At 59.9% G+C, this 25,431-nt stretch carries 30 protein-coding genes and 2 pseudogenes; 25 read left to right on the forward strand and 7 right to left on the reverse strand.

Annotated features, from left to right (window positions below; all coding sequences use genetic code 11):
* Positions 1–288: 288 nt before the first annotated feature.
* The gene (locus BN3270_RS01360; protein ID WP_058985413.1) at positions 289–714 is read right to left on the reverse strand and encodes a helix-turn-helix domain-containing protein; all 426 of its coding nucleotides are present in this window, start codon (positions 712–714) and stop codon (positions 289–291) included.
* Positions 715–861: 147 nt separating this feature from the next.
* Here BN3270_RS01360 and BN3270_RS01365 point away from each other — a divergent pair, with 147 nt between their 5' ends.
* Genes BN3270_RS01365 through BN3270_RS01375 form a run of 4 tightly spaced genes read left to right on the forward strand, consistent with a single transcriptional unit; the run spans position 862 to position 2,296 of the window.
* Entirely contained in the window at positions 862–1,806 is a 945-nt protein-coding gene (locus BN3270_RS01365; protein WP_456297721.1) for a tyrosine-type recombinase/integrase, read from the forward strand.
* Positions 1,731–1,928, forward strand: a complete 198-nt coding sequence (locus BN3270_RS09775; RefSeq protein ID WP_456297722.1) for a tyrosine-type recombinase/integrase — start codon at positions 1,731–1,733, stop codon at positions 1,926–1,928. Before BN3270_RS01365 ends, BN3270_RS09775 begins: the two co-directional genes overlap by 76 nt.
* Complete coding sequence (locus BN3270_RS01370; protein ID WP_058985414.1) at positions 1,925–2,110, forward strand: plasmid mobilization protein; 186 nt, start codon at positions 1,925–1,927, stop codon at positions 2,108–2,110. The genes BN3270_RS09775 and BN3270_RS01370 overlap by 4 nt, the downstream gene beginning before the upstream one ends.
* Positions 2,111–2,116: 6 nt before the next feature.
* Positions 2,117–2,296: a hypothetical protein gene (locus BN3270_RS01375; RefSeq protein WP_058985415.1), complete on the forward strand. Its 180-nt coding sequence runs from the start codon at positions 2,117–2,119 to the stop codon at positions 2,294–2,296.
* 31 nt (positions 2,297–2,327) lie between these two features.
* Here BN3270_RS01375 and BN3270_RS01380 read toward each other — a convergent pair whose 3' ends face one another.
* Positions 2,328–2,630 carry a hypothetical protein gene (locus BN3270_RS01380; RefSeq protein ID WP_058985416.1) on the reverse strand — a complete coding sequence of 101 codons (303 nt, stop codon included), beginning with the start codon at positions 2,628–2,630 and terminating at the stop codon, positions 2,328–2,330.
* A gap of 200 nt (positions 2,631–2,830) precedes the next feature.
* Between BN3270_RS01380 and BN3270_RS01385 the strand changes: the two genes are divergently transcribed.
* The 11 genes from BN3270_RS01385 to BN3270_RS01435 all read left to right on the forward strand — a co-directional run bounded on the left by BN3270_RS01385 (position 2,831) and on the right by BN3270_RS01435 (position 13,470).
* The gene (locus BN3270_RS01385) at positions 2,831–3,205 is read left to right on the forward strand and encodes a GntR family transcriptional regulator (RefSeq protein ID WP_271711863.1); all 375 of its coding nucleotides are present in this window, start codon (positions 2,831–2,833) and stop codon (positions 3,203–3,205) included.
* A gap of 16 nt (positions 3,206–3,221) precedes the next feature.
* Complete coding sequence (locus tag BN3270_RS01390) at positions 3,222–4,160, forward strand: slipin family protein (protein WP_058985417.1); 939 nt, start codon at positions 3,222–3,224, stop codon at positions 4,158–4,160.
* Between the two features lie 143 nt (positions 4,161–4,303).
* Entirely contained in the window at positions 4,304–6,700 is a 2,397-nt protein-coding gene (locus BN3270_RS01395; protein WP_058985418.1) for a molybdopterin-dependent oxidoreductase, read from the forward strand.
* Between the two features lie 10 nt (positions 6,701–6,710).
* Positions 6,711–7,322, forward strand: coding sequence for a 4Fe-4S dicluster domain-containing protein (locus BN3270_RS01400; RefSeq protein ID WP_058985419.1), 612 nt, complete (start codon positions 6,711–6,713; stop codon positions 7,320–7,322).
* Between the two features lie 12 nt (positions 7,323–7,334).
* Positions 7,335–8,543 (forward strand): NrfD/PsrC family molybdoenzyme membrane anchor subunit, encoded by a 1,209-nt coding sequence (nrfD, locus tag BN3270_RS01405; RefSeq protein WP_167551308.1) that lies wholly within the window; start codon positions 7,335–7,337, stop codon positions 8,541–8,543.
* 46 nt (positions 8,544–8,589) lie between these two features.
* Entirely contained in the window at positions 8,590–9,249 is a 660-nt protein-coding gene (locus BN3270_RS01410; protein ID WP_058985420.1) for a TorD/DmsD family molecular chaperone, read from the forward strand.
* A gap of 19 nt (positions 9,250–9,268) precedes the next feature.
* Complete coding sequence (nrfD, locus tag BN3270_RS01415; protein ID WP_058985421.1) at positions 9,269–10,180, forward strand: NrfD/PsrC family molybdoenzyme membrane anchor subunit; 912 nt, start codon at positions 9,269–9,271, stop codon at positions 10,178–10,180.
* Between the two features lie 450 nt (positions 10,181–10,630).
* Positions 10,631–10,981, forward strand: a complete 351-nt coding sequence (locus BN3270_RS01420) for a YraN family protein (protein ID WP_058985422.1) — start codon at positions 10,631–10,633, stop codon at positions 10,979–10,981.
* Between the two features lie 416 nt (positions 10,982–11,397).
* A complete protein-coding gene (locus tag BN3270_RS01425; protein WP_058985423.1) occupies positions 11,398–12,021 on the forward strand; it encodes a restriction endonuclease subunit S in 624 nt (207 codons plus the stop codon).
* Positions 12,022–12,499: 478 nt separating this feature from the next.
* Complete coding sequence (locus BN3270_RS09575) at positions 12,500–13,132, forward strand: DUF4417 domain-containing protein (protein WP_058985424.1); 633 nt, start codon at positions 12,500–12,502, stop codon at positions 13,130–13,132.
* Positions 13,114–13,470, forward strand: coding sequence for a nucleotidyl transferase AbiEii/AbiGii toxin family protein (locus BN3270_RS01435; RefSeq protein ID WP_058985425.1), 357 nt, complete (start codon positions 13,114–13,116; stop codon positions 13,468–13,470). The genes BN3270_RS09575 and BN3270_RS01435 overlap by 19 nt, the downstream gene beginning before the upstream one ends.
* Positions 13,471–13,483: 13 nt before the next feature.
* On the opposite strand, the gene BN3270_RS09390 is transcribed toward BN3270_RS01435, so the two are convergent.
* Positions 13,484–13,696 (reverse strand): hypothetical protein, encoded by a 213-nt coding sequence (locus tag BN3270_RS09390; protein WP_148335442.1) that lies wholly within the window; start codon positions 13,694–13,696, stop codon positions 13,484–13,486.
* Positions 13,697–13,808: 112 nt separating this feature from the next.
* Between BN3270_RS09390 and BN3270_RS01450 the strand changes: the two genes are divergently transcribed.
* The 6 genes and pseudogenes from BN3270_RS01450 (at position 13,809) to BN3270_RS01470 (ending at position 18,324) form a co-directional block, all read left to right on the forward strand.
* Positions 13,809–14,051 (forward strand): hypothetical protein, encoded by a 243-nt coding sequence (locus BN3270_RS01450; RefSeq protein ID WP_058985428.1) that lies wholly within the window; start codon positions 13,809–13,811, stop codon positions 14,049–14,051.
* A gap of 470 nt (positions 14,052–14,521) precedes the next feature.
* Positions 14,522–15,178 (forward strand): type IV toxin-antitoxin system AbiEi family antitoxin domain-containing protein, encoded by a 657-nt coding sequence (locus BN3270_RS01455; protein WP_058985429.1) that lies wholly within the window; start codon positions 14,522–14,524, stop codon positions 15,176–15,178.
* Positions 15,175–16,062, forward strand: a complete 888-nt coding sequence (locus BN3270_RS01460) for a nucleotidyl transferase AbiEii/AbiGii toxin family protein (RefSeq protein WP_058985430.1) — start codon at positions 15,175–15,177, stop codon at positions 16,060–16,062. Before BN3270_RS01455 ends, BN3270_RS01460 begins: the two co-directional genes overlap by 4 nt.
* 769 nt (positions 16,063–16,831) lie before the next feature.
* Positions 16,832–17,002: pseudogene (locus BN3270_RS09780) on the forward strand (ATP-binding cassette domain-containing protein); the annotation flags it as partial.
* Positions 16,948–17,202, forward strand: a pseudogene (locus BN3270_RS09785) (hypothetical protein); the annotation flags it as partial. The pseudogenes BN3270_RS09780 and BN3270_RS09785, both read left to right, overlap by 55 nt.
* 27 nt (positions 17,203–17,229) lie before the next feature.
* Positions 17,230–18,324: an ATP-binding cassette domain-containing protein gene (locus BN3270_RS01470; protein ID WP_271711864.1), complete on the forward strand. Its 1,095-nt coding sequence runs from the start codon at positions 17,230–17,232 to the stop codon at positions 18,322–18,324.
* Between the two features lie 240 nt (positions 18,325–18,564).
* Here BN3270_RS01470 and BN3270_RS01475 read toward each other — a convergent pair whose 3' ends face one another.
* Complete coding sequence (locus BN3270_RS01475; protein ID WP_058985433.1) at positions 18,565–19,194, reverse strand: NAD(P)-dependent oxidoreductase; 630 nt, start codon at positions 19,192–19,194, stop codon at positions 18,565–18,567.
* A gap of 174 nt (positions 19,195–19,368) precedes the next feature.
* On the opposite strand from BN3270_RS01475, the gene BN3270_RS01480 reads away from it, so the two are divergent.
* Positions 19,369–19,809 carry an Rrf2 family transcriptional regulator gene (locus tag BN3270_RS01480; RefSeq protein ID WP_058985434.1) on the forward strand — a complete coding sequence of 147 codons (441 nt, stop codon included), beginning with the start codon at positions 19,369–19,371 and terminating at the stop codon, positions 19,807–19,809.
* A 42-nt stretch (positions 19,810–19,851) separates the two neighbouring features.
* On the opposite strand, the gene BN3270_RS01485 is transcribed toward BN3270_RS01480, so the two are convergent.
* Positions 19,852–20,355, reverse strand: a complete 504-nt coding sequence (locus BN3270_RS01485) for a TetR/AcrR family transcriptional regulator (RefSeq protein ID WP_058985497.1) — start codon at positions 20,353–20,355, stop codon at positions 19,852–19,854.
* Positions 20,356–20,481: 126 nt separating this feature from the next.
* Between BN3270_RS01485 and BN3270_RS01490 the strand changes: the two genes are divergently transcribed.
* Positions 20,482–21,513, forward strand: a complete 1,032-nt coding sequence (locus BN3270_RS01490) for an alpha/beta hydrolase (protein ID WP_058985435.1) — start codon at positions 20,482–20,484, stop codon at positions 21,511–21,513.
* 1 nt (position 21,514) lies between these two features.
* Here BN3270_RS01490 and BN3270_RS01495 read toward each other — a convergent pair whose 3' ends face one another.
* Together BN3270_RS01495 and BN3270_RS09735 are read right to left on the reverse strand one after the other, a co-directional pair.
* Positions 21,515–21,940 carry an HD domain-containing protein gene (locus BN3270_RS01495; RefSeq protein ID WP_058985436.1) on the reverse strand — a complete coding sequence of 142 codons (426 nt, stop codon included), beginning with the start codon at positions 21,938–21,940 and terminating at the stop codon, positions 21,515–21,517.
* Between the two features lie 268 nt (positions 21,941–22,208).
* On the reverse strand, positions 22,209–22,370 hold the full coding sequence (locus BN3270_RS09735) for an IS3 family transposase (protein WP_082673262.1): 162 nt from the start codon (positions 22,368–22,370) through the stop codon (positions 22,209–22,211).
* A 285-nt stretch (positions 22,371–22,655) separates the two neighbouring features.
* Between BN3270_RS09735 and BN3270_RS01505 the strand changes: the two genes are divergently transcribed.
* Together BN3270_RS01505 and BN3270_RS01515 are read left to right on the forward strand one after the other, a co-directional pair.
* Positions 22,656–23,513 carry an ion transporter gene (locus BN3270_RS01505; protein ID WP_058985438.1) on the forward strand — a complete coding sequence of 286 codons (858 nt, stop codon included), beginning with the start codon at positions 22,656–22,658 and terminating at the stop codon, positions 23,511–23,513.
* Positions 23,514–24,538: 1,025 nt separating this feature from the next.
* Positions 24,539–25,276, forward strand: coding sequence for a MerR family transcriptional regulator (locus BN3270_RS01515; protein WP_058985440.1), 738 nt, complete (start codon positions 24,539–24,541; stop codon positions 25,274–25,276).
* Positions 25,277–25,431 lie beyond the last annotated feature (155 nt).

Below are 25,431 nucleotides of genomic sequence, written 5' to 3' on the forward strand. Positions count from 1 at the left end.
CCAGTACAGTACCACCCCCTCCAAAAAACGCTTCCCAAAAAGAAACCGCAGGTAAAGTGCGAGAATAATTTTCGTCCGATTCGGGTCTTGACAAACGAGAGGTCATGGAGCGGTATGCGTTTCGGGACGCCTTTCCATCTGGAGATCCAGACAAAATTATTCTCGAAATTCGTCCCAATACCCCTGAAAACACGTTTTAGGGACGCTGGCTTGGCGGTTCGAGGTCGAAGAATAATTTCGGCAAGCAAAAAAGCGGGGCGCGATCCCTGCGGACCGCGCCCCGCTGCATCACGCTTTGAACGACGCCTTCCAGCGCTCGTAGTCGTCTTCCGAGACGTCTCCGGCCTTCAGGGCGTCCCTCATCCTCTTCCAGGCTTTCAGGGCCGCAGCGGACTTCTGAGCGCCCGGAGCGTCTGGGCTCACGGCGATGGCTATCCCGTCTTTCGTCTCGACGGGCTTGAGGCCGAGCGTCCCCTCGAGCCTGAAGAGGACCTCGAGGACCTCCCTCGCGTTGTTGGCGTCTATCTCGTAGAGGGCCTCCGGGGCGATGTCCATGGCCTTGGCCATGGCGTCCAGCTGCTCCTTCTTCGGGGTTCTGATGTCCCTTTCGTAGTTCCTCACGGCCGATTCTCCGAGACCGATTGCCTCACCGAGCTGCTTTTGCGTCAGCCCGGCCGCCTTCCGATAGCGCTTGATGCGAGAACCTACGGACATCGCCCCTCCTTCTGCTGATAACCAGGCAGATTATACAGCACGCCGATGTGCTGCATTTGACAGCACGATACCGTGCTTTTATTATTCATTGGAAACAGCACGTTACCGTGCTGTTTCCAATCTGGAATGGGGCGATGGCAAGTGAATGTGACGAGGGAAGAGAACGGGACCTGGACGGCGCGCGTCTACTACCGCGACTACGGCGGGGACCAGCGCCGCAAGACCAAAAGGGGCTTCGAGAGCGAGGCGGAGGCCGAGGAGTGGTGCGAAAGCTTCGCGCAGGAGAACTCCGGCGCGGTGGATGTGACCTTCGAGAAGTTCTTCGAGACGTACAAGGCGGACGTGGCTCTCCGGATCCGCTTGAACACCTGGCTCACCAAGGAGAGCATCGTAGAGAAGAGGATCATGCCCTGGTTCGGCTCGATGCGCATGAACGAGATCAAGCCCGTCGACGTCGTCCGCTGGCAGAACAGCCTCATGGGATACAGGCAGAGTAACGGCAAGCCCTTCTCCGCGACTTACCTGCGGACGGTGAACAACCAGCTCTCGGCCATCTTCAACCATGCGGTGAGGTTTTACGGGCTCCCGAAGAACCCGTGCGCGGCGACCACGCGCATGGGGTCGCAGAAGGGGCCAGAGATGAAGTTTTGGACGAAGGACCAGTACCTCGAGTTCGCCGATGCGATCGCCGACAAGCCGCAGGCGTTCTACGCGTTCGATCTTCTCTACTGGTGCGGCATCAGGGAGGGCGAGCTGCTTGCACTCACCCCGGCCGACTTCGACCTCCAGAACGCCAGGCTGAACATCACGAAGTCGTACCAGCGCATCAAGGGCGAAGACGTGGTGACCGACCCGAAGACGCCGAAGTCCAAGCGCTCTATCCTCATGCCGAAATTCCTCGTCGAGGAAATGACCGAGTACCTCGAGGAGCTGCACATCGGGGACGACGAGAGGGTCTTCCCCGTGACGAAGCACTTCCTCGAGCACGAGATGCGGAGGGGGGCGATGCGGCGGGATTGGAGTGCATCAGGGTTCACGACCTGCGCCACAGCCACGTCTCGCTGCTCATCGACATGGGGTTCTCGGCGGTAGCCATCTCTGATCGCATGGGGCACGAGAGCGCCGACATCACGTTTCGCTACGCCCACCTGTTTCCCAGCGCGCAGATCGACATGGCCGACCAGCTCGACAAAGCGAGGAGGGTGCCGCGATGAGTGCTAGGAACCTCGACATTCATGGGCGCCTGAGATCGAAGTGCATCGGTTTCCGCATGTCGGAACAGGAGGCGGGGCTGCTCGACGCCCTGGTCGCCGTCTCAGGCTTGAGCAAGCAGGACTACATCGTCTCGAAGCTGCTCGACAGAGAAGTCGCGGTGAAGCCGAATCCTCGCGTCTAAAGGGCATTGCGTGAACAGCTCGAGGACGTCACCCGCGAGCTTTCCAGGCTAGCGAGAATCGACGAGGCGGAGCCGGAAACGCTCGAGTTGGCAAGGCATCTGATCGAGATTTGCGAGAGCCTTTCCGGGGCATCGATTCCCGAGGTGGGGACTCTCGAACGCGACGTCTTTGAAATGGGAAGGTAGCTGGGTTCGCTATTCGACTTGCTTGGACGCCCTATTTGTCGATTGCCTGCTGCGTGATGTACTCGGCGGCTTCCACGATCTGCTCTGCCTTCTTTTTCCTCGATCGGGTTATAGCCCTGTCGGTGACGGTGTCGTTTTCGTCCTCTTCTAACAGTTGCGGGAAGGTGGCGCCGCCGTACTTTTCCATGGCGAGCTTCTCAACGTCTTTAATGAAATCGTCCATGTCGTCGACGCTTATGGCGCCGCCGGCCAGGATGTCCGAGTCTTCATCGTCGTCAAGCGTGTCGGTCAAAATCAGCAGCTTGTTCAAGCGCTCGAATTTGTCTCCAGCCATTTGGGGGTGCTTCCTGTCGAGGGCCCATATGTCAATGGGAATCAGCCCATTGGCTGTTGATTCTACTTGCTAAACGCTATGTTTGCTCGCTTGAGACATGCTTTCGACAATGCTTCAAGCCTCAGACGCATTCGGCTGGTGGTATCCTGTTATCATGCATCTGTACGATACTTTGTCAGGTGATAGTTCTGCTCGAAGGTGTGACCATAAACGAAAGCTCGGGTGTCCCCATCTGGCTTCAGCTGCGCGATAGGATCCTGTTCCTCATCAAATCCCGCCAGCTCAAGCCGGGGGACACCCTTCCGACCGTGCGCGAACTCGCCACGCAGCTCGGCATCAACTACAACACCGTGCACAAGGTGTATCAGGGGCTTCAGGCAGACGGCTATATCAGCTCCCAGCGTGGCCGACGCTCGACCGTTACCGACCGCATTCCCGAAGAGGTTGGGGAGCTCAAGTCGGACATCGACATAGCGATCGAAGAGCTCGTGCGCGTCGCCGAAGCAAGCGGCATGTCCGAGGAAGAACTCGTTGCCCGCGTAATTACCTGCTACAACTCGATGAAAGCCTCATAGCGAGAGGACTTCTCATATGAAAGAGACGAAGGAAAAGAAGAGCTTCAACCAACTCGACAGCGAGATTGAACAGGGGCAATCAGAGCTATCGGAGTCGGTTTCCCAATCGGCAAAGCCCGCTTCGGTGGGTCCTACGACCCTCAGAATCGCTTTCACCATCGTTCTGCTCGCCATTTTCTTGGCAGTTGCGATTGCCGTCCAGTCTTCGGCAATTGGGATAGTGGGAGCTGTTGTTACCCTTCTCTTCTGCATGAGCTTCCATGTGGTGTTCGAATGGGATCGTGCGATTGTCTTGCGAAAAGGCAAGATCAATCGGGTGGCGGGCCCGGGCTTCGTTTTCACCGTCCCGTTCTTCGAGTACGTGGCGGGAACGGTCGATATGCGCCTTCGCTCCATGCGCTTCGGTGCCGAGCATACGCTGACCGCCGACTTGGTCCCCGTCGACGTCGATGCAGTGCTCTATTGGCATGTGTGGGATGCGAAACTCGCTTGCACCGAGCTCATGGATTATGAAGAATCCGTCCTGCTGGCTTCGCAAACCTCTCTTCGCGATGCGATAGGGGAGATGGGCGTCTCGCAGTTGGGGGCTCGGAGAGTCCAGCTCGACCATCAGATCCAGGAGGTCCTCGGTGAGAAGACCAACGAGTGGGGCATCACGGTGATTTCGGTGGAAATTCGCGACATCCGCATCCCCGAAGAGCTGCAGGAGTCCATGTCGGCAGAGGCGCGAGCGGAACGCGAGTACAACGCGCGGACGTTATTGGCGGAAGCGGAGAACGAAGTCTCGGACATGTACGTGCAGGCGGCGCGGAAATACAACGAGGAGGAAGGCGCCCTTCAGCTTCGCGCGATGAACTTCGTTGCGGACAGCGTGAAGGAAAAGGGCGGAACCATTGTGATTCCCAGCGCCCTCTCGGAAGCCTTCGAACGACTCGGCGGACTCGGGAAGAAGTAGCGCATACAGGCTCGCCCTGCTTTCGGGCGCGGTTCGTTCGACATCGAAAATTATCATAATTAATTAGGATAAAAGTATCATATATCACAGTGATATATGATACACTCCTTTTCGTAGAGAAGCTTCCGAGGAGAGGAGGGGAAATGAACCTTTCGAGGAGGACCTTTCTTAAGGGAAGCGCGCTTGCTGCCGCAACGGGTGGAGTATTGGGCAGCGGGGCGTACCTGCAAGGTTACATTTCACCGGCTGACGCAGTCGAAACCATCGAGGAGAAGACCGCATTCACGTACCATCCGCCCGATTGCGGAGGGCGCTGCTCGTTCGAATGCCTGGTGCGCGACGGCAAGCTCGTCCGCATCCAGCCCAACCAGAACTGGAACGACGACGCTTGGAAAACCTGCTGCGTGCGCGGCCTTTCCGAAGTTCAGACCATCTACAGCGCGAACCGCATCCAGGCTCCGATGAAGCGCACGGGCGATCGCGGCTCCAACCAGTTCGAGCAGATCAGCTGGGACCAGGCGCTCGACGAGATCGCCGACAAGATCAAGACCTCTATCGACGCCAACGGGGCAGATTCGGTCCTGTGGTCGCCGGGCTTTAGCTCTTACGCGTATTCCCGTATCGCCACGCTGCTCGGGTCCCAGATGACCGGCGGCGCCGGCATCGACACGGGCATCGCAAACGGCATCGACCCGGTCATCGGAGATGCGGGCGGCTACGCCATCATCTCCAACGAAGTGCGCGGGTGGGACGCGACGCACAACGTGTTCATGTTCTCGAAGAACTTCTGCGAATCGAACATGACGACCACGCGTCTCCTGTGGGACGCCCTGGAAAAGGGCGGCGGGAAGCTCTGGGTGATTGACCCGATGCTCTCCACCACCGCTAGCAAGGCCGACAGGTGGATCACCATTAATCCCGGAACTGATCCCGCGATGATGCTCGCGATGATCACCGCCATCATCGACAACAACTGGTACGATGCCGATTTCATGGCCCGCAACACCTCCGCACCGTTCTTGGTGGACGTTGAAACGGGCAAGCAGGTGAGCGCCGGCCATATCGACGAGGAAGCCCCCGAGCTCACGGACATCGTCTACTACGTGTGGGACAGGAACTCCCAGAGCGTGCAGCCCTTCAACGCCGAGGGTATCGACCCGGCGATCGAGGGCGACTACAGCTACAACGGGCGTACGGTCAGAACCGTCTTCAGCCTGCTCAAGGAATCCCAGGAGTCGTACACGCTCGATTGGGCTGCAGACATCACGTCGGTTCCCGCGGAAGCGATCGAAGAGGTCGCGCGCGTCTACGCGACCGACGGCCCCAACGTGCTCTGCGCGGGCTTTGGCGGCATGGACAAGACCGCCAATTCCGACATCATGGGCCATTGCATGGGCATCCTCGCGGGGCTCACGGGCAACATAGGCAAACGGGGAACTGCCGTGGGCGTGCTCGACGGTCCGGGGTCCCAGGCGGGCAGCGCGGCGGAGCTCGGCGCTTTCGCGCTCCCCGAGCAGTTCGAGCTGGCGGAAACGCAGTACGAGCTGCGCGACATCGCCGCAGTGGACGATGCCAAAGCGCGTGTTGCCATCAATATCGGCAACTCGTTCGAGCAGCAGACGGCCAACTTCAACGAGACGACCGAGTGGCTGAAGTCGCTCGACACCGTCGTGTCCATCTGTCCCTATTACAACGAGTCCACCAAGTGGTCCGATTACATTCTACCGGCGGCAACCTGCTTCGAGAACGAGTACGAGTACGGCCAGATGATCAACACGCGCAACCATCTCGTTCTGCAGCAGAAGGTCATCGACCCGCTCTACGACGCCAAGACTGACTTCCAGATCGAGCATGAGTTGGCGCAGCGATTCGACCTCGACCAATACCTTCCCGAAACGCCTATGGACCTGGTGAGGGCCCAGCTCGACACCGACGACGAGATGGTCGCGGGCATCACGCTCGAGAGCATAGCGGAGCACGGCGGCGTGCAGCCGCTCAACTGCGATTATTCGCCGCAGACCTATCATACCGACCAGGTCTACACCACGCCGTCCACCAAAATCGAGTTCTACGTCGACGATTGGACGGACTACGGCCAGGCGCTGCCCACGTGGGAGGCGCCCGACGAGATCGACGCCGACAGTGACCTCGCCTCCAAATACCCGCTGCAATTCGCGACGACCCATTCCCGTTTCCATTGCCACAGCCAGTTCATGGAGTCGGCATGGATGCACGAGATCGACGGGGGACCCAAGCTGGAGATGGCCCCCGAGGACGCCGAGGCGCGCGGCATCTCGGCGGGGGACATCGTCACCGTCGAAAACGACCGCGGCTCCATCAAAGTGGAAGCCAAAATTAACAACTCCATGCGGCCGGGCGTGACGCGCCTGCACGAGGGCTGGTACTCGGAATACATGCCCGATACGTCCGCGTGCCTCCAGACGCTCACGAACAGCGTTCGCGAGGAGCGCCAGAAGGCTATGCCGTACGGCACGGTGATCGCCTACAACGATACCCGCGTCGAAGTGAAGAAAGCGTAGGTGACCGAAGATGACCAAACTCGGAATCGCCATCGATAAGAAGCGCTGCATCGGCTGCCACGCCTGCGCGGTCGCCTGCAAGACGCAGAACAACGTTCCCGACGACATCCTATGGAACCGCGTGCTCACGGAGGGTACCGACGTGCTCGACGGGTCGGTGGGCACCTATCCTAACATCACCAAGTCCTTCCGCCCCCAAGCCTGCCAGCATTGCGAGAATCCTGCATGCATGAAGGTTTGCCCGGTCGGCGCCACGTACAAGGACGACAAAGGCCGTGTGGAAATCGACTACGACAAGTGCATCGGCTGCCGCTACTGCATGGCGGCGTGCCCCTACAACGCCCGCGTGTTCAACTGGGAGGTAGGCACGCGCGTGACGGGGCACGACTACGGCGAAGCTGCGGCACGTCCCAAGGGCGTGGCCGAAAAGTGCACCCTCTGCAAGGAGCGCACCGACCAGGGGCTCGAGCCGATGTGCGTCGTCTGCTGCCCCGCGAAGGCGCGCGTCTTCGGCGACCTCGACGATCCGGAGTCCGAGATCTACCGTCTCGCGCACTCTGGGAACGCTCATCAGCTCCTGGCTGAAAAGGGCACGAACCCGCAAGTCTACTATCTCAACTAGGGGATGAGAAAGATGAGCAACAAAACGAAACTCGCGACCCCCGTGACCATCGTCCTCGCCGTCGTCGCCATCGTCGGCATCGCGACCTGGGCGTTCCAGACCGCCAACGGCCTCGGCGCGGCGACGGGGATGAACAACTCCGTCTCCTGGGGCGTCTACATCATCATGTTCGCCTTCCTCGAAGGCCTCGCCGTCGGCGGGCTCACCGTCGCCTCCGCCGCTGTGGTCTTCGGCGTCGAGTCGTTTAAGCCGATCGTCAAGCCGGCGGTGCTCCTTTCGACGGTATGCATCTGCGGCGCCGGCGCCTTCATCATGCTCGACCTGGGCTCTATTCAGAACGTCATGGGCATGGTGATCCACCCCAACTTCGAGTCGCCTCTGGTATGGGACATGTTCATGATCAGCATCTACCTGATTATGAACATCATCGCCCTGGTAGTGTTCGTAGGGGACAAGCCGGCGAAGACCAAGAAGGTCGTCGCATGCATCATCCTGCCCCTCACCGTCCTTGTTCCCTCGGTGACGGCTTGGATCTTCGGCCTGCAGATTGGCAGGGAGGGCTGGTACTCGTCCATCATGGCGCCCCTGTTCGTGGCGTCCGGGCTCGACTCGGGTCTCTCGCTGCTTTTGCTCGCGCTCCTCGGCATGAGGGCGAAGGGGCTGCATAATGTTCCCGACGACCTGTTCGGCAAGATGGGAAAGCTCCTGGCCGCATTCGTCGCGGTGGACGGCTACATGATCGGCTGCGAGCTGCTTACCATGGGCTATCCGGGCGACGATGCGGGGACCGCCGTATTGCAGACAATCACGTCGGGCGCCATGGCCCCATTCTTCTGGTTCGAGATGGTCTGCGGCATTCTCGCCCCGTTCGTCCTGCTGGCCTCAAAGAAGCGCCGCGAGAGCAAGGCGGTGCTGGCGGTTTCCGGCCTGCTCGTCATGTGCGGCGTGCTCTGCAAGCGCATCTGGCTGGTGATCACCTCGCTCATGCAGCAGAATGCCATGGCGGCGCCGGGCGTTACCACGGGGTCTGCGGACTACCCGGTATGGGTGACCGTTGGGCAGTACACTCCCCAGCTTCCCGAAATCGTCATCTGCGTCGCTGTGTGCGCTGCCGTCGCCCTGCTCTTCATCCTCCTGTGGAAGGGCGTCGTCTCCGGCGACCGTGCAAAGGGCGCGCACGTCGAGAACGTTGCTCGAACAGCCGAAGCGGCGGCACGCTAGTAGCGTTTGCAGGCATATTCCGCTAAATAATCGAAGGAGCTTGGCCATGGAAAAAGACGGCACGCGTAAGGGAAAAGCCCCGGTAGGGGAGACCGATGCGATGTATGAATTCCTGGCCAGGCTCCTTCTTCGGCCGATGGACGCGGACCTGTACGCGCTCGCGGCGAATGAGAGCTTCTGGGAAGACCTGGCGAAAGGGGATGGGCAACCTGATCGTTTCACAGATGCGTGCCGCAAAGTCGCGAGTGCGCTCGCCTCTTTCGAAGGCTCGTCGCCCGACGAAGCGCAGACGCAGCTGGCCACCGAATACACGCGCTTTTTCGTAGGTCCGGAGAACCAGCTCGTCCCGCCTTGGGAATCCCTTTACCAGGGCGATAAACATCACCTTTACGGACCCCCGGTGGCCCAGGTGCGGGCGTTCATGCGGAAGCACGGGCTCTCCAGCGTCCAGGGCGCGTCGTGGCCCGAAGATCATCTGGGCATGGAGCTGCTCATCGTGCAGGAGTTCCTGGGGAAGGGCGCTATCGACGATGGGGACGTGCCGGATATCCGTGCTTTCATCGAAGAGCACCCGCTCCGGCTGGTTCGCGCCATGAACGAAAAAGCGCGTTCGCTCGTCCACGGTGGGAGCGGGTTCTACCGGTCCTTGCTAGAATTGGTTGAAGCCTGTCTCGAATCCGATGTGGAAACCTTGCGCGCTGCGTAGGTGAGTGAAGGAGCTTTGCGTGCTTCAGTCCGTCTGGGGTCTTCCGATTGTGTGCTACCTTTTCTTGGGAGGACTCGCGGGTGGACTCGGCAGCTGCAGCGCGCTTGCCGTCATATGTGCGGGAGCGTCCGCAGGGCGATCCGTCAGACTGTGCGCGTGGCTTTCCTTTGCTTGCGTTGCTGTGGGCACCTGCTTCCTGCTTCTTGACCTCGGGAAACCCTTGAGGGCGATGGGACCGGCGATATTCATGCATGCCGATTCGTGGATCAGCAGGGGAGTGTGGATCATCTCCGCCTTCGCCGTGGTCGCGCTTGTGTTCCTGCTGCTCGTTTCACGGATGAGCTCTTCTATTCTCGCCCGCATATTCGTCGGCTACCGGCGCGTGCGCGATGCCCTTATCGCAGGCGTTGCCTGGGCCTTACTGGTATGCGGATGCCTGCTAGGCCTGTACACCGGGTTCCTGCTGGGCGGATCCGTAGGCGTGCCCTTCTGGCAATCGCCCCTCCTGCCGCCCCTGTTCCTGGCTTCGAGCTTGGGAGCGGGCATGGCGGTGTTCGGGATGAGCCTCGCCCTCGTCGAGCGCGGCCTTCCCGGGCGCCTGAAGAGGTTCTTCGCGAACGCGTCGCTAGCCGTTACCATTGCTGAAGGGGCGTGCCTTCTCTTCCTTGTCGGGCTCTCCTGGGACTCGTCGGACCCCGCCGTCCACGGTGCGGCGGAAACCCTGCTTTTCGGGCGGAACGCGACGGTGTTCTGGTTCTGCTCAGTCGTTCCCGGCTACGCGTTGGCCCTTCCGCTTGGGCTGCTGTCGCGCCGCGAGCGCCTTCGTGCAGTCGCGTCTGTGCTCCAAACCGCCGAATGCCTGTGCGTGCTGATGGGGATGTTTGCCCTCCGTTGGTGCATCGTGTTCTCGGGACTGCTCGTCTCGGCGTAGATGCGCAGAAACGGGGAAACTCAGGCGATCCGCCTCGCGCTCTTCCTGCCTTGTGACCTTGCGCGGTCCCCGGGCCATTTTCCGCCCTCCTTTTTGTGCTGACCTGAACACCTTGGATGCCTCTATGTCGTCCTTCGGTACTCGCAACCTGCTCTTCGGAACGAACGCCTTTCATCATGTGCAAGATGACGCTCCTGCATGGTTTGGTCTGAGCTTCCGGACCTCCTGGGCGACGGTGCGTCCCATGGCTCCTCCTTGGACTCTGCAGGCTCGTCGAAGACCTCTACGGCAGCAAGGGCCGCAAAAACTTTTCTGGCGATTGCCTTATCGGCGCCCGAAAACTCGAGCCCCCCAGGTTTTGCTTCCTCCCTTGCCGCCTTCGCGAATCCCGACGGCTTGCGAGTCGCAAGGTTCGCCAAAGGGGCGGGCCGGAACCTAAGGAGGTCAACCATGGAAGCAATCGAGACCAAGGCTATGAAGGGCATCAAGACCTATCTCGAGCGCAAGGGCTTCGAAGTCGTCGAAGAGGGGTGGGTGCACGGCAACGACACCGTCGACTTCATCGCCAGAGACGAAGAGGACCTGGTCTTCGTCACCTGCCTGGTCAAGCAGAACGACGGCGAGGGATTCCCCAAGGAAGCTCTCGACCGCGACTCACTCGAGCGCTTGGCCGCCGCTTATCTAGCCGAGCATCTCAACCACGAGGATTGTCAGGTCAGGTTCGACGCCGTGAGCATGCTGGTCCTCAGCGATGACAGGGCGTTCCTCCGCCACCACCGCAACGTGCTCAGCGAGTACTAGCTGCTCGAAGGCCGGGAGCGTCAGCTCCCGGCCCTTTCAGCCCAACGGCGAGTGTTGCGTCGTTGGGCTGAAGCCTTCCCCAAAGGGCGGTCGGCATCGACCTCCGTCGACAGCCTTTCGGGGAAGACGGGTGCCGACGTCCCTTCTGCTTATCTGGTAATCGAAATTCTTTGTCTTGCTCTCTGCTTGGCGGGCTTCTTACTTTTGGGTGAACCTTGAAGCCGCTTGCCGATAACGCGTCTGCGCGCCGTCTCTTAGGCTGTGCATCTGGACAGACTTTCTATGTCGCAGGACGGCCGAAGGAGAACATTTGTGTGAAGTAGGAATTATGGTCATTGTCCGATGTGCCATTAGGGTCCTTATGAGAAGCAGAACGGAGATATCTCAGACAGGCAAATGGCTATTTCGAAGAGCTGGTGGCGACGAAGTTTTCCAATGACTTTGGGCATGATTGCCCCACTGTGAGGCTGGACGATGTTTTGCGCATCTCGACAAAGTCCATGAAGCCGCAAGATCATGCAGGAGAAATATGGGAGCACTACAGCATTCCAGCTTTTGACGAGTCGCATTGTCCTGTATTGGAACTCGCAAACGATATAAAGAGCAACAAGTATGTAGTCGATAGGAACAGCATTCTCATCTCTAAGCTCAACCCCTCAATCAAGAGATTCTGGCTTCCCGAATGCCGAGCTGAGTACTCAATGTGCTCAACCGAGTTTATTGTCTATAAGCCGCTCAAGCCGGAGAACAAAAGCTTTTATGCGGCAGCCATCTCGTCTGATGCCTTTCAGAACTATCTCTTAGCTCACGTAACGGGCTCGACGGGTAGTCGGCAGCGAACTCAGCCAAAAAGCACGCTAAATTACCCGATGCCTAACCCAAGTGAGAAAGACATTAGAGACTTTTGCTCGTTCGCAGACCCTATTTATGACAAGATAGAAGCAGTTGAGCACGAGTCGGCGACGCTCAAACATATTCGCGAGGCTCTGCTCCCCAAGTTAATGTCTGGAGAAATCGATGTATCAAGAGTTGAAGTTTGATGTGATCTTGAATGTACGAGCCCTATTCTAGGCAGTCGTTGCCAGAGGCAAACTACAGAGCCTTGCTTGGCAGTGCCATATGTGTCTACAACTCTAACTTCGCATTCATTATTGAGAATATGCTTCAGGACGACCCTTTGCGATATAGCTGGGGAGACTTGATTGATTTGGAGGGTGGAAGGCTGCAACAACGTATAAAGCAAACCAATCTATCAAATCGTGATGACATATGCTCCCTTTTTAGATCAATCTGCTTAAAGCGAAATCGAATTGTTCATAGCTTTCAGATTACAAATGAAAGGAGAGAACAGGTTTTGGCTACCAGAGAAAAGAATGGCATTCAGTTTGAGATTACGGAAGAGTATCTGCTGAACTTCATTACCGAAAACGAGCAGCTGTCAAGTCTTCTCCATTCGTATCGAGGTTGTTAGTCAGCCAAATGGCCATTTATACGATGCCTCTCTGATAGAAAGATATCATGCCCGATATCACCCAGGACGGCGGCGTAAGCGACATCGAAAACAATCATCGACTGTACAGGATGAGGATCATCTCCATCTGGCTTACGATCGAAGTAGGGGCGGTCGTAATACCGTTCATCACCTTTCCGACCCTGGAGAGCATCGACTTTGCATTAGATGGGTACGAAGGCTGCAGCGTCGTCGCCTTCAGCACGAAAGGATGCTTCGGTCACCCTATCGAACGTGACGTACTGCGCGAAGCAATCCGCCTAACCGTAGATAGGCTCGGCAACCTTACGGACATCGTTGCCTATGACGTCTGCCAGGACAACGGCAAGGCGGAAGAGCTGTTTTCCTATGCAAGTGAGCAAGGCATCAGCGTTCACATTTCTATGAACATGCTGAAGTCCCGCAACATCGCGAGCGATGCGGGGCCTTCGATGGCCTCTCGCGTCGGGTGGCTGCTGTCCGCGAAGAAGGCTGAATGGCACGTGGGCGAGGAGAGCCTGTCGCTGCTCGAAGGCTGGCTCGGGCCCGGACCTTACCGCCTGGGGCCCGCGAGCGCGGGATCGGCGGGCTGGGCCGCCAGCTGGCGGCCCAGCCCGCCCGAAGACGAGGAAGAGGTGATGTCGTGGATAACGCGCTCGTGAGGGAGTTCCCGCCCCGCACGCTAGACAAGGTCGAGAGGCTTCTCGACCTGCTCGCGGAGCTCGACGAGCGCCCCATGCTCAGGGGCGAGTGGGCGCTGCACGGCGGGACCGCGATCAACCTGTTCATGTTCGAAATGCCGAGGCTGTCGGTGGACATCGACCTCTCGTACGTCGGCGCGCTCGACAGGGACGCGATGCTTGCCGAGAGGCCGGCCGTCGAGAGGTCCATCGGCGAGGTGGCGCGCTCCCAAGGATATGCCGTCTCCGGGGCTCCAGGCGGCCATGCCGGTAGGACCTTCATCCTCAACTGCAGGTCGCAGTGGGGCCCGACCGCGTGAAGATCGACTGCATCTATATGAACCGCTCCCCGTTGATGGCCATCGAGCGCAGGGCTTCGACCCTCATGCCAGGGCTCCGCGTCCCGCTCTTCGCCGATGCCGGGCTCGCTGGAGGCGAGGTCAAGGCGTTCTTCGACCGCGTGAAGGTGCGCGACCTATATACGACATCGCGAACTTGAAGCGCGTGCTCGACGCCAGAGGCGTTGAGGAGCGCGGCGTTGCTCATAGGGTCATCCTCTTCTACGTTTCGCTCTCGGCGACGTTCTCGCACGGGTTCGAGAGCTGTCCCGAGCGATTTGCCGGCAGGGGACGCGAGCTCGAGGAGCAGCTCCTGCCCCATGCTCCGGAGGGATGAAGAAGCCCCCGTTCTCGAACAGCTTGTCGGCACTGCGCGCGAGTTCGTTTCCGCCTACGTTCTGCCGCAGACGGACGCCGAGGAAGAATATCTCGGCCGATTCTCGCGAGGGGCGTTCGAGCCTGCCCTGCTGTTCGGGAACGAGACGACGGCGCGTGCGGCCATTGCCAGTCCGGAGGCCCAGTGGAAGCTGCAGAACACTAGAAAGATGTTCGGGACCGAGTAAGAAGGCGTCCGATGGCTTGTAGTCACTCAGCGAACTCGCCGGCGCATCCCCCCAGCTCAAAGCCGTCACTCTCCACCCGGGAAACGTCACTCTCGGGTCGGGGTGCTCGCAGCAGCATTCGGACTGTCTCTGGGCATGTAGCCAGTTGCGAGCAACCGAACGGCGTTTCCGCAGGCCAGGCGTGTCACTCTTCGGTCGGCGGAAAATACTCTTCGAAAGTGACTACAGGGCGTGTAGTCACCCCCGACTACACGTTTGCCGAGAGCGAAGAGTGACGAGAACCGCAGGTCAGGCACCGTGTTGACTACACGAATTTGGGGTATGTTTTCATTGAGTGGGAATAAGCCTCATTTGGCATTGGCTGGCAGCTGCTGGCATCGAATGCTGTTCCGTAGGCTTTCACAGCGTCATTAGTACTTGAGTTTGGGATAATGTGTTGCAATTGTAGGGAAATAGCCTACGATTGCTACATGAAGCATTCGAAGCACATAGAGAAGATTGCAGAGCTCTCCGAGTCTGAGGGCGTTTTCACCACTGCACAGGCGGCCCGCATGGGCATCCCGCGCGACGCCCTACACGACGCGGTCGAGTCCGGTCGCCTCGTGCGCGTCGTGCGAGGTGCCTACCGCATGGTGGGGTCCGGCTCTTCCTTCACGGACGAGCTGGCGGCGATATGGAAGCTCACCGCCCCGGCGACGTTCTCCCACGAGAGGATGCGGGTTTCCGATTGGGACGGCATCGCCGTCGGAGGGTCCACCGCCTCCGCCCTCCTCGGGATCGGAGACCTGCAGCTCTCGCCCTACCGGCTCTATGCCCCAAGGAGAATCAACACGAGGAACCCGTCGGCGAGCTTCGCCAGGCGCGCGGTGGGCCGCGACGAAGTTACGTTCGAGTCGGGGCTCCCCGTGACGCGCTCCGAGCGCACCGTCTTCGACCTCGTCGCGGACGACGAGGACTTCTCGCTTGTGGCGGACGTCCTGGCGGACGCCTCGAGGAAGTACCAGGATTTCGACTACGGGAAGCTTCGGGGACTGCTCGAGGGCCGTTACGGCGAGAAGCGGGGATGTGAGATTTTCCGGAGCCTGATGGATGATGCCGGGCTTCTCGGGAGGGGGACGCGGGAATGAGGTACAAGAGCGCGGCCGCACTCGAGATGGCGGTCAAATCCGCGGCGTCGGCGTCGCCGATGGATACCGGGCGCGCCGTGTCGGCATTCTACTTCCACCGACTGCTGTGCCGCGTGTTCGCCGGCGGCAACGGCTCGTTCGTGCTCAAGGGCGGTCGGGCGATGCTCGCCCGTACCGTCGACGCCCGCGCGACGCGCGACATCGACCTGCTCTCCACGGAAGGGAGCCTGGAGGATGCGCTCGAGGAGCTCGTCCGGCTCGCCGGGACCGACCTGGGCGACTTCGTGACGTTCGAGTTCGCGGGGTCGCGCCCGATAAAGGCCGAGGACGAGTACAGGAGCGGGCTGTCTGTCGGGTTCGTCCCCATGCTCGGCGCGAAGCGCATGCAGCCCGTCTCCGTCGACCTCGTCGTCGACGAGGTGCCGCTCGAGGGAGCCGAGCGCATCTCCCCGGCGGACAGGATAGAGGTGGAAGGGCTTGAGACCTGCGACTACCTCGTCTATCCCGTCGAGGCCGCCCTCGCGGACAAGCTCTGCGGCATAGTCGAAGTTCACGGAGGGAGAGCGTCCTCCAGGGTAAAGGACCTCGTAGACATCGCCGTCTATGCCACTACGGCCACGGTGGACGGTTCGGGGTTCCAGTCCCGACTGCGCCGCGAAGCCTCCGCGCGGCGCATCTTTCTGGGCGATTCCTTCGGATTGCCGAAGGCCTGGGGCGCTCCCCAGGCGCGCCAGTACGCGAAGCTCTGCCAGAGGACGGGCCTTCCGGAGGCGTTGAGGAACATGGAAGCCGCATCCGAGCTCGCCGGCAGGCTCCTCGACCCCGCGATCCGGGGAGAGGCGGGCGGCAGGCACTGGAATCCGGCAGCGCGCGAGTGGGAGTAGGCGCCGTGCGCCCGGATGGCCGGTTTGACGGCGCGCTTGCGTTCGGTTAGAACGGTGTGCATGGAAAACCTACAAGTTTTGTAAGGGCGGGACCCACCGGGCCCGCTCTAGTTTTTTATAGGGACAAAGGCAGGGACCCGCCGGCAGGTGCGATGCCTGCAACGGGGCCTCCATGTCCGATATCGCTTGCGGGGCTGAATCTAGGCTTTTGATGCGGTCCCTTTCTTAAGCCTCGGGAAGCCTTTCAAAGCTGTCGGGCCAGGACTCCTACTATTTGCTGCCAGGCAAGTTGCGCTTGCCCGTTAAGACGTCGAGCGTGTATCGTTGCCGCCGATGGGGACGTGGGGCATGAGCAGAAGCGCCACGAGTCCCAAAGGCTTGCTGGAGTCCGCTCGCTTTGCACCAGGGCGACATCGAAGGGTCGTCGCGCAGGCTCCGGCCGAATACGTAACACCTGGCATTGTGTGGACAGCATCAGGGATGCGTCATTAGGGCGTTCTTCGCATGGCTGCAAATCCGCTTTGCATCCAGGTCAGAGCCATGCTACAATGCTCGTCGACAATTCATCAGCGGGGCCTTTGGCAAGCGCCGCTTCGAGTTAGGTCAGGTTAGATGAAGAACTAGCGATGCCCATTTCGGGCGCCCCATACGACCATGCCGCTAATCGGGTCGCGCTTCAGGGTGCCGCATCGCTTCAGTGTCTTCTCGTTTCAAGTTCATGCATCGCGTGCCTGACCCTTTGCGCGACCTCCCCTCGAAGGAGCTCGCCATGCAACTGAATCTCAATCACATCAGCTATACCTACCCTGGTACGGTATCGGCCGCCATCGATGACGTCAGCGTCACGTTCCCGTCGGGATGGACGGGCATCATCGGCGATAACGGATGCGGGAAGAGCACGCTTGCCCGTATCGCCGTGCACTCCATCGCGCCAGATTCCGGAACGGTGAGTCCGAAGCTGTTCTCGGCGTACTGCCAGCAGGACTCGACCCAGGAACCGGACAATCTCTTCGACCTCGCATCGGACTGGGGCAAGGAAGCGCACGAGCAAGGGCTTTGCTTCGCGTCGAAGACGACTGGTTCTGGCGCTATGGCACTCTATCTGGCGGTCAGCAGAAGCGACTCCAGATCGCATGCGCGCTCTATGCGCGACCGGAAGTCCTCATCATGGACGAGCCGACAAACGACCTCGACGTCGTGACACGCAACATCGTGAGGGAAGCCCTCGCTTCCTTCAGCGGCATCGGAATTCTCATCTCGCATGACAGGGCTCTGCTGGATAGCCTTGTGAGCCAGAGCCTGATGTGCGAGGGGGTGCGTTGGACCATGCGACCCGGAGGGTACTCGAAGGCGAGTGGCCAAGCGGCCATCGAGCGCTCTGCTGCAATCAGGGACCGCGAGAAGGCCGCCCGCGAAGCGAAGCGCTTGAAGGCGGAAGCCCAGCGCAGAAGCGAGGAGGCGGCGCGTCAGAAGGGCAAGCGCAGCAAGCGCAACCTGGACAAGCACGACAGTGACGCACGGGAGAGGATTGGACGCGCCATAGTCTCAGGAAAGGACGGCGTGGCTGGCAAGCTCTCGTCCAATATGAGTGAACGGCTGGCAAAGGCCGAGGGAGAGCTCTCAAAGAGAGTTGTCTCGAAGCGATACGACCATACTATCGGCGCGTTCGGCATTGCCGCGCGTTCGAGCTGCGTGGTGCACCTAGAGGCGACGCGACTGTCCGCTGGTGATTTCTCGATAGACGTGCCAGAGCTCTGGATCTTGCCAACGGATCACGTGGTGTTGACTGGCGCGAACGGAACGGGAAAGAGCCTGGTGGTACGAAGCGTCATTGAGTCTGTTCCCGATACCGTCAAAGTGGCGTACGTTCCCCAGGACGTCGGACCGGAAGAACGCGGGCGGGCCCTGAGACGACTACGGGGTCAGGACCAAGAGACGAAGGGCCGCGTCCTCTCCATCGTGGCGCGGCTGAATTCCGACCCCGATAAACTGCTCGATGGAGACGATTTGAGTCCTGGCGAGCTCCGCAAACTCATGCTTGCGCAGCAGCTTGTTACGAATCCCAACCTCCTCGTGCTCGATGAACCGACGAATCATCTCGATATAGGCTCCATCGAAGCGCTTCAGGGCATGCTGATTGGTTTTCCCGGCGCGTTCCTGCTGGTCACGCATGATGGGCAGCTGTCGGAGGCGGTCACGCAGATTGGATGGGAGACAAGACGAGGCGAGAATGGGATGAGACTACAAGTCGCCAATGAATAAGTTTTGTTCGCCTTCGGCCGATGCCGCGATTCAGCACGAGCGTGGTTCTCAGCACGCTCGTGCTAAGCAGCAGGGCAAGCGTCGATGCAAGAGATTTCACTGCTCGATTCAAACGACTCAACAATTGAATCTGATGCGTGCAAAAAAGCGATGCTTTGCGGGGCGCCGGGTACGGTTCGTCTCTTGCAAACCGTGCCCGGTGCCTTCCCCGCGCACCGAAGCGGTGAGATTAGCTAGCCGCTACTTGCTCACGACGCTGATGCGCTGGCGGACGTGGTCGCCGGACTCGACCTCGTCAACCATTGCGATGGCGTAATCGGCATAAGAGATGGTGGATTCGCCGGCTGCGTTCAGCAGGAGCTCTTCGCCACCCAGCTGGTACTCGCCGGTGCGCTCGCCGTCGGCCTGGAAGTCACCGGCGGGGCTCACGTAGGTCCAACGCACGTCGTCGCGGCCGCGCAGCATCTCGAGCAGCTTGCCGTGAGTCCTGACGACGGGGAGCGCTGCCTCGGGGAAGGGGGTGACATCCAGGACGGTCTTGGTGTGCTCGGAATCGACGTAGAGGCTGCCCGCACCGCCGACGATGACAAGACGCGTGTTGGTGCCGGAGAGCACGTCTGCCAGGTGCATGGCGACGTCGGTGATGGCGCTGACCGTATCGGGCGTCCAGGCACCAACGGCATCCACCACAGCATCGAAGCCGACCAGGTCCTCGGAGGTGAGTTCCATGGCGTCCTTGACGAGGGCCTTCTCGGCCTCGCTCTTGTTCTCACCGCGCACGACGGCGGTAACGTCCATACCGCGATCAACGGCCTCCTTCACGATGAGCTTGCCGGCCTTGCCGTTTGCCGCTACCACTGCGATCTTCATGTCTGCTACGTCCTTTCGGTTTGATGTAAATGGCTCACTTACAACACGTACTTTGCCATGCGATAGTTGTAACGTCAACACTTACAACAAACGAGGCCACATCTTCTCCATAGTTGTAATATGTGACATTACAACTATGACGTGGTACGCTGTTTGAGGAAAGAAAGAGGGTCCATGAAGTTCTCGACCAGGCTGTCCATAGCCGTCCATATACTGCTCTGCCTCGACGTCCTTGGGGACCGGCGCAAGTTCACGTCCAACGTCCTAGCTGGAAGTATCGGCGTGAATCCCGTCGTCGTGCGTAACGTTCTCGGTCGGCTTAAGGCTGCCGGACTCGTCGCCGTGGAGCCGGGCGTTGGAGGGGCTCGGCTCACAAAGGATCCGGCAGAGATAACGCTTCTGGACATTCTCAACGCAGTGGAGGACGATGTGAGCGTCTTTCGCATGCACGAGCATCCTAGCCCCGAGTGTCCGATCGGCCGCAACGTGCACGCCGTGCTTGGCGCGGAGCTTGACGCTGCGGAGCAGGCCATGCTTGACCGCCTTGCCTCCACCACCTTGGCCAATCTGGCCGACGCTACGAGGGAGCGCATCTCGCGCCAGGAGCAAGCCTAGAAGTCCGAGTCTGCGAACTCGTCCAGATTGACTGCGCTCGCTTTAGTCAACAACCCCGCCCAACATGCGGCCCGATACCAAGGCCGCCAGTTCCTGCGGGGTCTCTTTCCAGCCCCTGCGCGCCCACGTGACGAACAAACCGTAGAGACCGTAGGCGAGAAAAGCGGCCTCGTAGCTCCCCTCGCGTCCCAGGTCGGCGTCGCTTACGATCGTTTCGAACGCGGCCAGGATGGCATCCGTGCATCCTTGCTCGATCATGAGGTCGTTTTCCGTGCGCAGTGACAGGCAGAACTCAAAGTAGCGCAGAGCCCGCTCGGGATTCGAGAACGCGAGCTCCTTCAGGCGGTGCCCTTTCTCGTATGCCCGCCATTGGCGAACGAGGTAGGTAGTCAGCAGCTCCTCCTTAGACGAGAAGTTGCGAAAGTACGTGGCCCGGCCCACGCCCGCCCGTGCGGCAAGCTCGTCGATGGTCACCTTTCTGATGTTCTTCTCGGCCATAAGCAAGAACAGGGCGGGCCCCAGTCTGTCTGTGGCATATTCAGACACTGCAGACCTCCTGATACGAAAGCCGTCGATGCGTATCGATTGCGCTCGCGACATCGGGACGCTTGCAGGACGGACGATACGATTGTATCAGCTGAAGCGAATCTGAGGAATCTTTCGGGGGCTGTGATGAAGGAGAAGACACGGGGACGCCTGCGGCTGCTCGCAAGGGTGGCGGGAGGAATCTGCATCGCCATCGTCGTGCTCGCCCTGGTGCTCACGACCCATACGCAGATCGTTATCGGAGCGATCCAGAAACTCTCCGCCGGTACGGTCAAGACGACCAATACCTACAAGCCCGAGGGCAAGCACATGGATGCGGTGCGGGATAACGGACAGCGCATCGTGACCGAAATCGCCTATGCCGACAAGTACCCCAATAGCTTCCTGGATATAACCTACCCCGACGCCGACACCTCCGTGCGCAGGCCGACGCTAGTCTACTTTCATGGCGGAGGGTTCTTTGCAGGCAGCAAAAGTGCGGGCGACCCGCTGGCGTCGAGTGACGTCACGTCGCTGCTGGATGACATCTGTGCGGCCGGCTACAACGTCGTGAACGTGGACTACGGTCTCGTGCCCGACTGTCACTTCCCAGTTCCTGTCATACAGGCCAATCAGGCACTGGCCTGGTGCGAGTCGCACGCGAAGGAATACGGCCTCGATATGGACGATGTCATCATCATGGGCTCGTCTGCCGGCGCCATCATAACGAGCCAGCTGGGCGCCGTCATCGCAAATCCAAAGTATGCCGACGCGCTTGGCATAAAGCCCAAGTTGGAGCCCAGCCAGGTGCGTGCTCTCGTGATTGATGACGCACCCCTTGTGTACAACGAGTTCTCCCTTGCCACCAAGGTTATCGTAGGCAACTACGTGAGCGGAACGATCTTCCTCGGTAAGGATCAGGTGCATCGTTACGACGCCACCCAATGGGTCACCTCAGCCTACCCGCCCGCGGTACTTCTCGGCAGCGAATATCACAACGACATGAGGCACATGGACAAGGCACTTGCCAAGAAGGGGGTCGTTCACGAGCTCATCGATCCGCTGGCCGAGCGTGGTCTGAAGATGCCGCACTGCTTTGTGGCCTCCGAGCGCAAGAACAAGGTCGCACGTGACGCGTTCGAGAGGATGCTGGCCTTTCTCGCCGACCGGACGGACTAGCTCACTGGGAGCGTAGCAGGGCGATCGCGAGGTGGTACTTTTGCACCCGCTCTCGGTCGGCATCCGTGACTTTGGTCAGGCGGCTGAGGTCGCTGTTATGGGTGAGGTCGGCGAGCTTCACCGTGCGGGCGAGCACGTTGTGCTTCAGGTTTGACACATAGTCAAGATAGGGCACGCTTTTGTCGTGCGTGAGCAGCTCGAGGGCGTCGATCACGTCGTCGTCGATGCCAGCCGCGCGCAGGTCGTCGAAGGTGATCGGCGTATCTTCCACGACGTCGTGCAGCCATGCCGTCGCCTTTGCCTTGTCGCCGTTTACCTGTGCGGCCACGTGCGCGGGATGTTCGATGTACGGTGCGCCGGCTTTGTCGGTTTGCCCCGCGTGCGCTTTGCGCGCGATTGCTTGGGCAATCGTTTCCTGCGGTCCCATGCGCTTCCTCCCTTTCGGTAGCTCTAGCTGTTCAGTGCCAAGACGTTGTTTACATTCGAGGGGTGACAAATAGGGAGGCCTCCGCCAAGCTGTGAGTTGTCTAGGCCTGCAGCGAAGGGAGCTCTCCCATGACACAACATCCTAACGCAAGGCTCACCCCCCCCAGGGGGCGCGAGACGATCGTCTCCCGCATGGGGTCCGGCGCCGGCGTGGCCGAAACCGCCCGCCAGATGGGCGTGGATTGGCAACCCCTATTTGGACAGTTTTTTCAGAGACTGAGACCCGCATTCCTGAACTCAACCGGACTCACGCAGCCTAGCTTCGAGTGCAGCCTGGAATGGATGTGCCAGCGGACGTGGTCGTTCGGCTTGACCTGCAGCCCGTGCAGCGTCGAGAAGCTCTCCCTGTAGACGAACTCGGCCTTCGGCATCTTGTCCGTCGACTCGTCGACCGCGTTGTCGTACGGGCAGCCCTTCCTCGAGAGGGGCCTTTCGATTCCGAAGGCCCCCAGGAGGATTTGTCAGGTCCGGCACCGCTATCACCGCCGACCGAGCGCCGCTTTCGCCAGCACGTCCTCTCGCGGGAGCGTTTGGTACAATTTCCGCCGACTTCGGAAGTAAGCCGCGCAACGCATTGTGTTACCTGGGAGTTCACGCTTGCCCGCAACGTCGGATGCAGGCGGCGTCTGCGCATTGAACTACAGGAGAGGAACAACATGCGCGAAAAAGTTACCAGGCTTGTTGAGAGCCTTGCGTTTCAGAATTTCATCCTCGTGGTGATAATGATCAACGCGGTAACGATTGGAATCCAAACCACTCACCTCAACCCGGAAGTGGCCCAGGCGCTCGCCGTGTTCGACAATGTCTGCTTGGCCATCTACATCGTCGAGGCTGCGCTCAAACTGATAGCTTGGCACGGTGATTATTTCCGCAACGGTTGGAATGTTTTCGACTTCACGATTGTGGTGCTCTGCTGCATCCCCACCGGCATCATCCCCTTCCCGGTTCAGGTGGCGAGAGTTCTGCGCGTCCTGCGCGTGTTCCGGGTGCTGCGCCTTGTGTCCATGTTCCGCGAGATGCGCATCATCATCGAGGCGCTCGGCCGCGCCATTCCCGGCGTTGCATGGACGGCGCTCTTGCTTGTCGTCATTTACTATGTGTTCGCCGTCATCGGCACCAACATGTTCGGCGAGGCGTTCCCCGAATGGTTTGGCGACTTGGGCAAGAGCTTCTACACCCTATTCCAAGTGATGACGCTCGAGAGCTGGTCGATGGGCATCTCGCGTCCCGTCATGGAAGTGTTCCCATGGGCGTGGGTGTACTTTGTGCCGTTCGTCATCATTTCGGCGTTCGTCATCGTGAACATCGTTGTCGGTATCATCGTCGGTGTCGTGGACCAGACGCATCGCCAGGCGGAAGATGAGGACCTTGAGGAGCGCAGCAAGAGGGAAGGCCTCAGCCCTGACGACGAACTGCTGAAGCAGATCGCCCAGCTGAAGGAGCAGGTCGAACGCGTGGACGCGCTCGTTTCGCTCCAAGCCGAACAACGCGGGCAAGACCAGAGGAGTGCCTAGAAGGCTGAGCCCGAAGCATAACTACGCGCGAAAAATGGCGCATGGCCTTGCATCAGCAGGGTCATGCGCCATTTTCGACAAAGCAGCGGCACGTGACGCGTTCGAGAGGATGCTGGCTTTCCTCGCCGATCGGACGGACTAGATGAAACGCCTTACGACGCAGCGGGAGAAGTTGGAGCGAGTGTGGATGCCTTTACGCTTGGATGGCACGCAGCATTATTTGCTTCCTATTTCTCGCAGGAGGTCGTCAATCAGGCTGCTTGACATTCACGAAGCCGGATGGTCTGGAATAGCCTGGGTCGCCCTTCAAAATAACGAAGGTCTCAGCGTTCTGGCAGGAGATGGTGCAAAGGCGCGACCCTCCGCTCGTGGTGGGGAAGGCTGTGGCGGTCCAGAGAGTGCCTGCGGTGTCCTCCGGGGCCGGTATCGTCTCTCACGTTCCCAGGGGATGGGCGCGCTCCAACCTGCTCCGGTATCGACCACGATACTCATTTCCCCGCGAGGCCTCCCGGTCTTCATGACGTTGAGAAGCGGATATCCCTTTTGCTCGAATTAGGCAATAGTTTGAGTTTCGGCGTAGTCTAGCTGCCTCTCGCTGCCGTGTACTTCAGCCCGCAGCATTCTCTTCGGGATACGGATTGGGTGTTCGTGGCAGTATTCATGCATGTGTTGTACATGTCGCACCTTCACATTTTTTGACTTGCCGACGTACCACATGCCGTCGGTAAACTCATAAGCATATATTCCAGACGCCTGCTCGTCCGTGAGATCGGTAGATATGGAAGCTCTTCCATCGAGTTCGAGTTGCTTGAAGTACAGTCCATGAATCATTGGCATTGGCATTGATGTTCCCGATTGGAATTGAGATACATCCGTCCCTAATCAACCAGATGTTAGCTTGCCGGGGTGTGGAGGGTGGTCGAGGACGTTTGATGACCTTGGGCCGATTTCCACAAGGTGATGTCGTTGACCCTCACGTAACGTCATAGTTTAGAGTGCAGCCAAGACGAGCGAGGGGAGGTCCCGTGAGAACCGTGCATGAAGTAAGCGAGCTCGCGCACGTGAGCGTGCGGACGCTGCACCACTACGACAAGATAGGCCTGCTCAGGCCAAGCGCGCGCAGCGAGGCCGGCTACCGGCTCTACAGCGACGGCGACGTGGCGCGGCTGCAGCAGATCATGCTCTTCCGCGAGCTGGAGTTCTCGCTCGCCGACATAGGGGCGATCCTCGACAGCCCCCGCTTCGACCGGGAAAAGGCGATCGACCAGCAGATCGAGCTCCTGGAACTCCGTCGGGAGCGCATCGGCAACCTGATAGACATGGCAAAGGCCCTAAAGGGCGGAGAGGGGAGAACCTTGGAATTCGGGCCGTTCGACACGAGCAAGCTGGACGCATACGCCGAGCAGGCGAAGGCGTCGTGGGGCAAGACCCCGCAATGGAGGGAATACGAGGAGAAGTGGGCCGGCAGGCCGAAAGGGGAGCAGGCCGCGATGGGCAGGAGCCTGATGGAGCTCTTCGTGCCGTTCGGGCGGATGGCCGCCGAAGGCGCCGACCCCTCGTGCGAGGAGGCGGGGGCCCAGGTCGCGAAGATCCAGGCCTTCATCACCGAGAACTACTACGCCTGCACCGACGAGATCCTGGCGGGGCTGGGCCGGGCGTACGGCGCAGGCGGCGACTTCACGCGCAACATCGACGCGGCGGCCGGTCCCGGTGCCGGCGCGTTCGCCGCTGCCGCGGTGCGCGTGTACTGCGGCCGAGCGTAGGTTGCGAGAAGTCCGTCCGGCAAGGCCTAGCTGTTGTGTGCCAACGGGTTGTTGGCACACGACGTGACAAAAGGGGAGGACTCCTCCAAGCTGCGACTTGTCGAAGGTTGCAGCGAGGGGCCCCCTTGTTCCAGCATTTCCGAAAGTTGCCGATT

Source organism: Hugonella massiliensis, assembly GCA_001486445.1.
GTDB classification, from domain to species: domain Bacteria; phylum Actinomycetota; class Coriobacteriia; order Coriobacteriales; family Eggerthellaceae; genus Hugonella; species Hugonella massiliensis.

What these genes read in the sequence shown, in the direction of transcription:
- nrfD (WP_167551308.1), top strand. Translation starts at nt 7,335, where the DNA reads ATGAGCAACAAAACGAAACTCGCGACCCCCGTGACCATCGTCCTCGCC.
- BN3270_RS01360 (WP_058985413.1), bottom strand. Translation starts at nt 714, where the DNA reads ATGTCCGTAGGTTCTCGCATCAAGCGCTATCGGAAGGCGGCCGGGCTG.
- BN3270_RS01450 (WP_058985428.1), top strand. Translation starts at nt 13,809, where the DNA reads ATGCTCCGGAGGGATGAAGAAGCCCCCGTTCTCGAACAGCTTGTCGGC.
- BN3270_RS01370 (WP_058985414.1), top strand. Translation starts at nt 1,925, where the DNA reads ATGAGTGCTAGGAACCTCGACATTCATGGGCGCCTGAGATCGAAGTGC.
- BN3270_RS01390 (WP_058985417.1), top strand. Translation starts at nt 3,222, where the DNA reads ATGAAAGAGACGAAGGAAAAGAAGAGCTTCAACCAACTCGACAGCGAG.
- BN3270_RS09735 (WP_082673262.1), bottom strand. Translation starts at nt 22,370, where the DNA reads ATGCCGAAGGCCGAGTTCGTCTACAGGGAGAGCTTCTCGACGCTGCAC.
- BN3270_RS01455 (WP_058985429.1), top strand. Translation starts at nt 14,522, where the DNA reads ATGAAGCATTCGAAGCACATAGAGAAGATTGCAGAGCTCTCCGAGTCT.
- BN3270_RS01400 (WP_058985419.1), top strand. Translation starts at nt 6,711, where the DNA reads ATGACCAAACTCGGAATCGCCATCGATAAGAAGCGCTGCATCGGCTGC.
- BN3270_RS01480 (WP_058985434.1), top strand. Translation starts at nt 19,369, where the DNA reads ATGAAGTTCTCGACCAGGCTGTCCATAGCCGTCCATATACTGCTCTGC.
- BN3270_RS09575 (WP_058985424.1), top strand. Translation starts at nt 12,500, where the DNA reads ATGCCCGATATCACCCAGGACGGCGGCGTAAGCGACATCGAAAACAAT.
- BN3270_RS01505 (WP_058985438.1), top strand. Translation starts at nt 22,656, where the DNA reads ATGCGCGAAAAAGTTACCAGGCTTGTTGAGAGCCTTGCGTTTCAGAAT.
- BN3270_RS01460 (WP_058985430.1), top strand. Translation starts at nt 15,175, where the DNA reads ATGAGGTACAAGAGCGCGGCCGCACTCGAGATGGCGGTCAAATCCGCG.
- BN3270_RS01420 (WP_058985422.1), top strand. Translation starts at nt 10,631, where the DNA reads ATGGAAGCAATCGAGACCAAGGCTATGAAGGGCATCAAGACCTATCTC.
- BN3270_RS01495 (WP_058985436.1), bottom strand. Translation starts at nt 21,940, where the DNA reads ATGGGACCGCAGGAAACGATTGCCCAAGCAATCGCGCGCAAAGCGCAC.
- BN3270_RS01410 (WP_058985420.1), top strand. Translation starts at nt 8,590, where the DNA reads ATGGAAAAAGACGGCACGCGTAAGGGAAAAGCCCCGGTAGGGGAGACC.
- BN3270_RS01475 (WP_058985433.1), bottom strand. Translation starts at nt 19,194, where the DNA reads ATGAAGATCGCAGTGGTAGCGGCAAACGGCAAGGCCGGCAAGCTCATC.
- BN3270_RS01490 (WP_058985435.1), top strand. Translation starts at nt 20,482, where the DNA reads ATGAAGGAGAAGACACGGGGACGCCTGCGGCTGCTCGCAAGGGTGGCG.
- BN3270_RS01470 (WP_271711864.1), top strand. Translation starts at nt 17,230, where the DNA reads ATGGACGAGCCGACAAACGACCTCGACGTCGTGACACGCAACATCGTG.
- BN3270_RS01380 (WP_058985416.1), bottom strand. Translation starts at nt 2,630, where the DNA reads ATGGCTGGAGACAAATTCGAGCGCTTGAACAAGCTGCTGATTTTGACC.
- BN3270_RS09390 (WP_148335442.1), bottom strand. Translation starts at nt 13,696, where the DNA reads ATGAGCAACGCCGCGCTCCTCAACGCCTCTGGCGTCGAGCACGCGCTT.
- BN3270_RS01395 (WP_058985418.1), top strand. Translation starts at nt 4,304, where the DNA reads ATGAACCTTTCGAGGAGGACCTTTCTTAAGGGAAGCGCGCTTGCTGCC.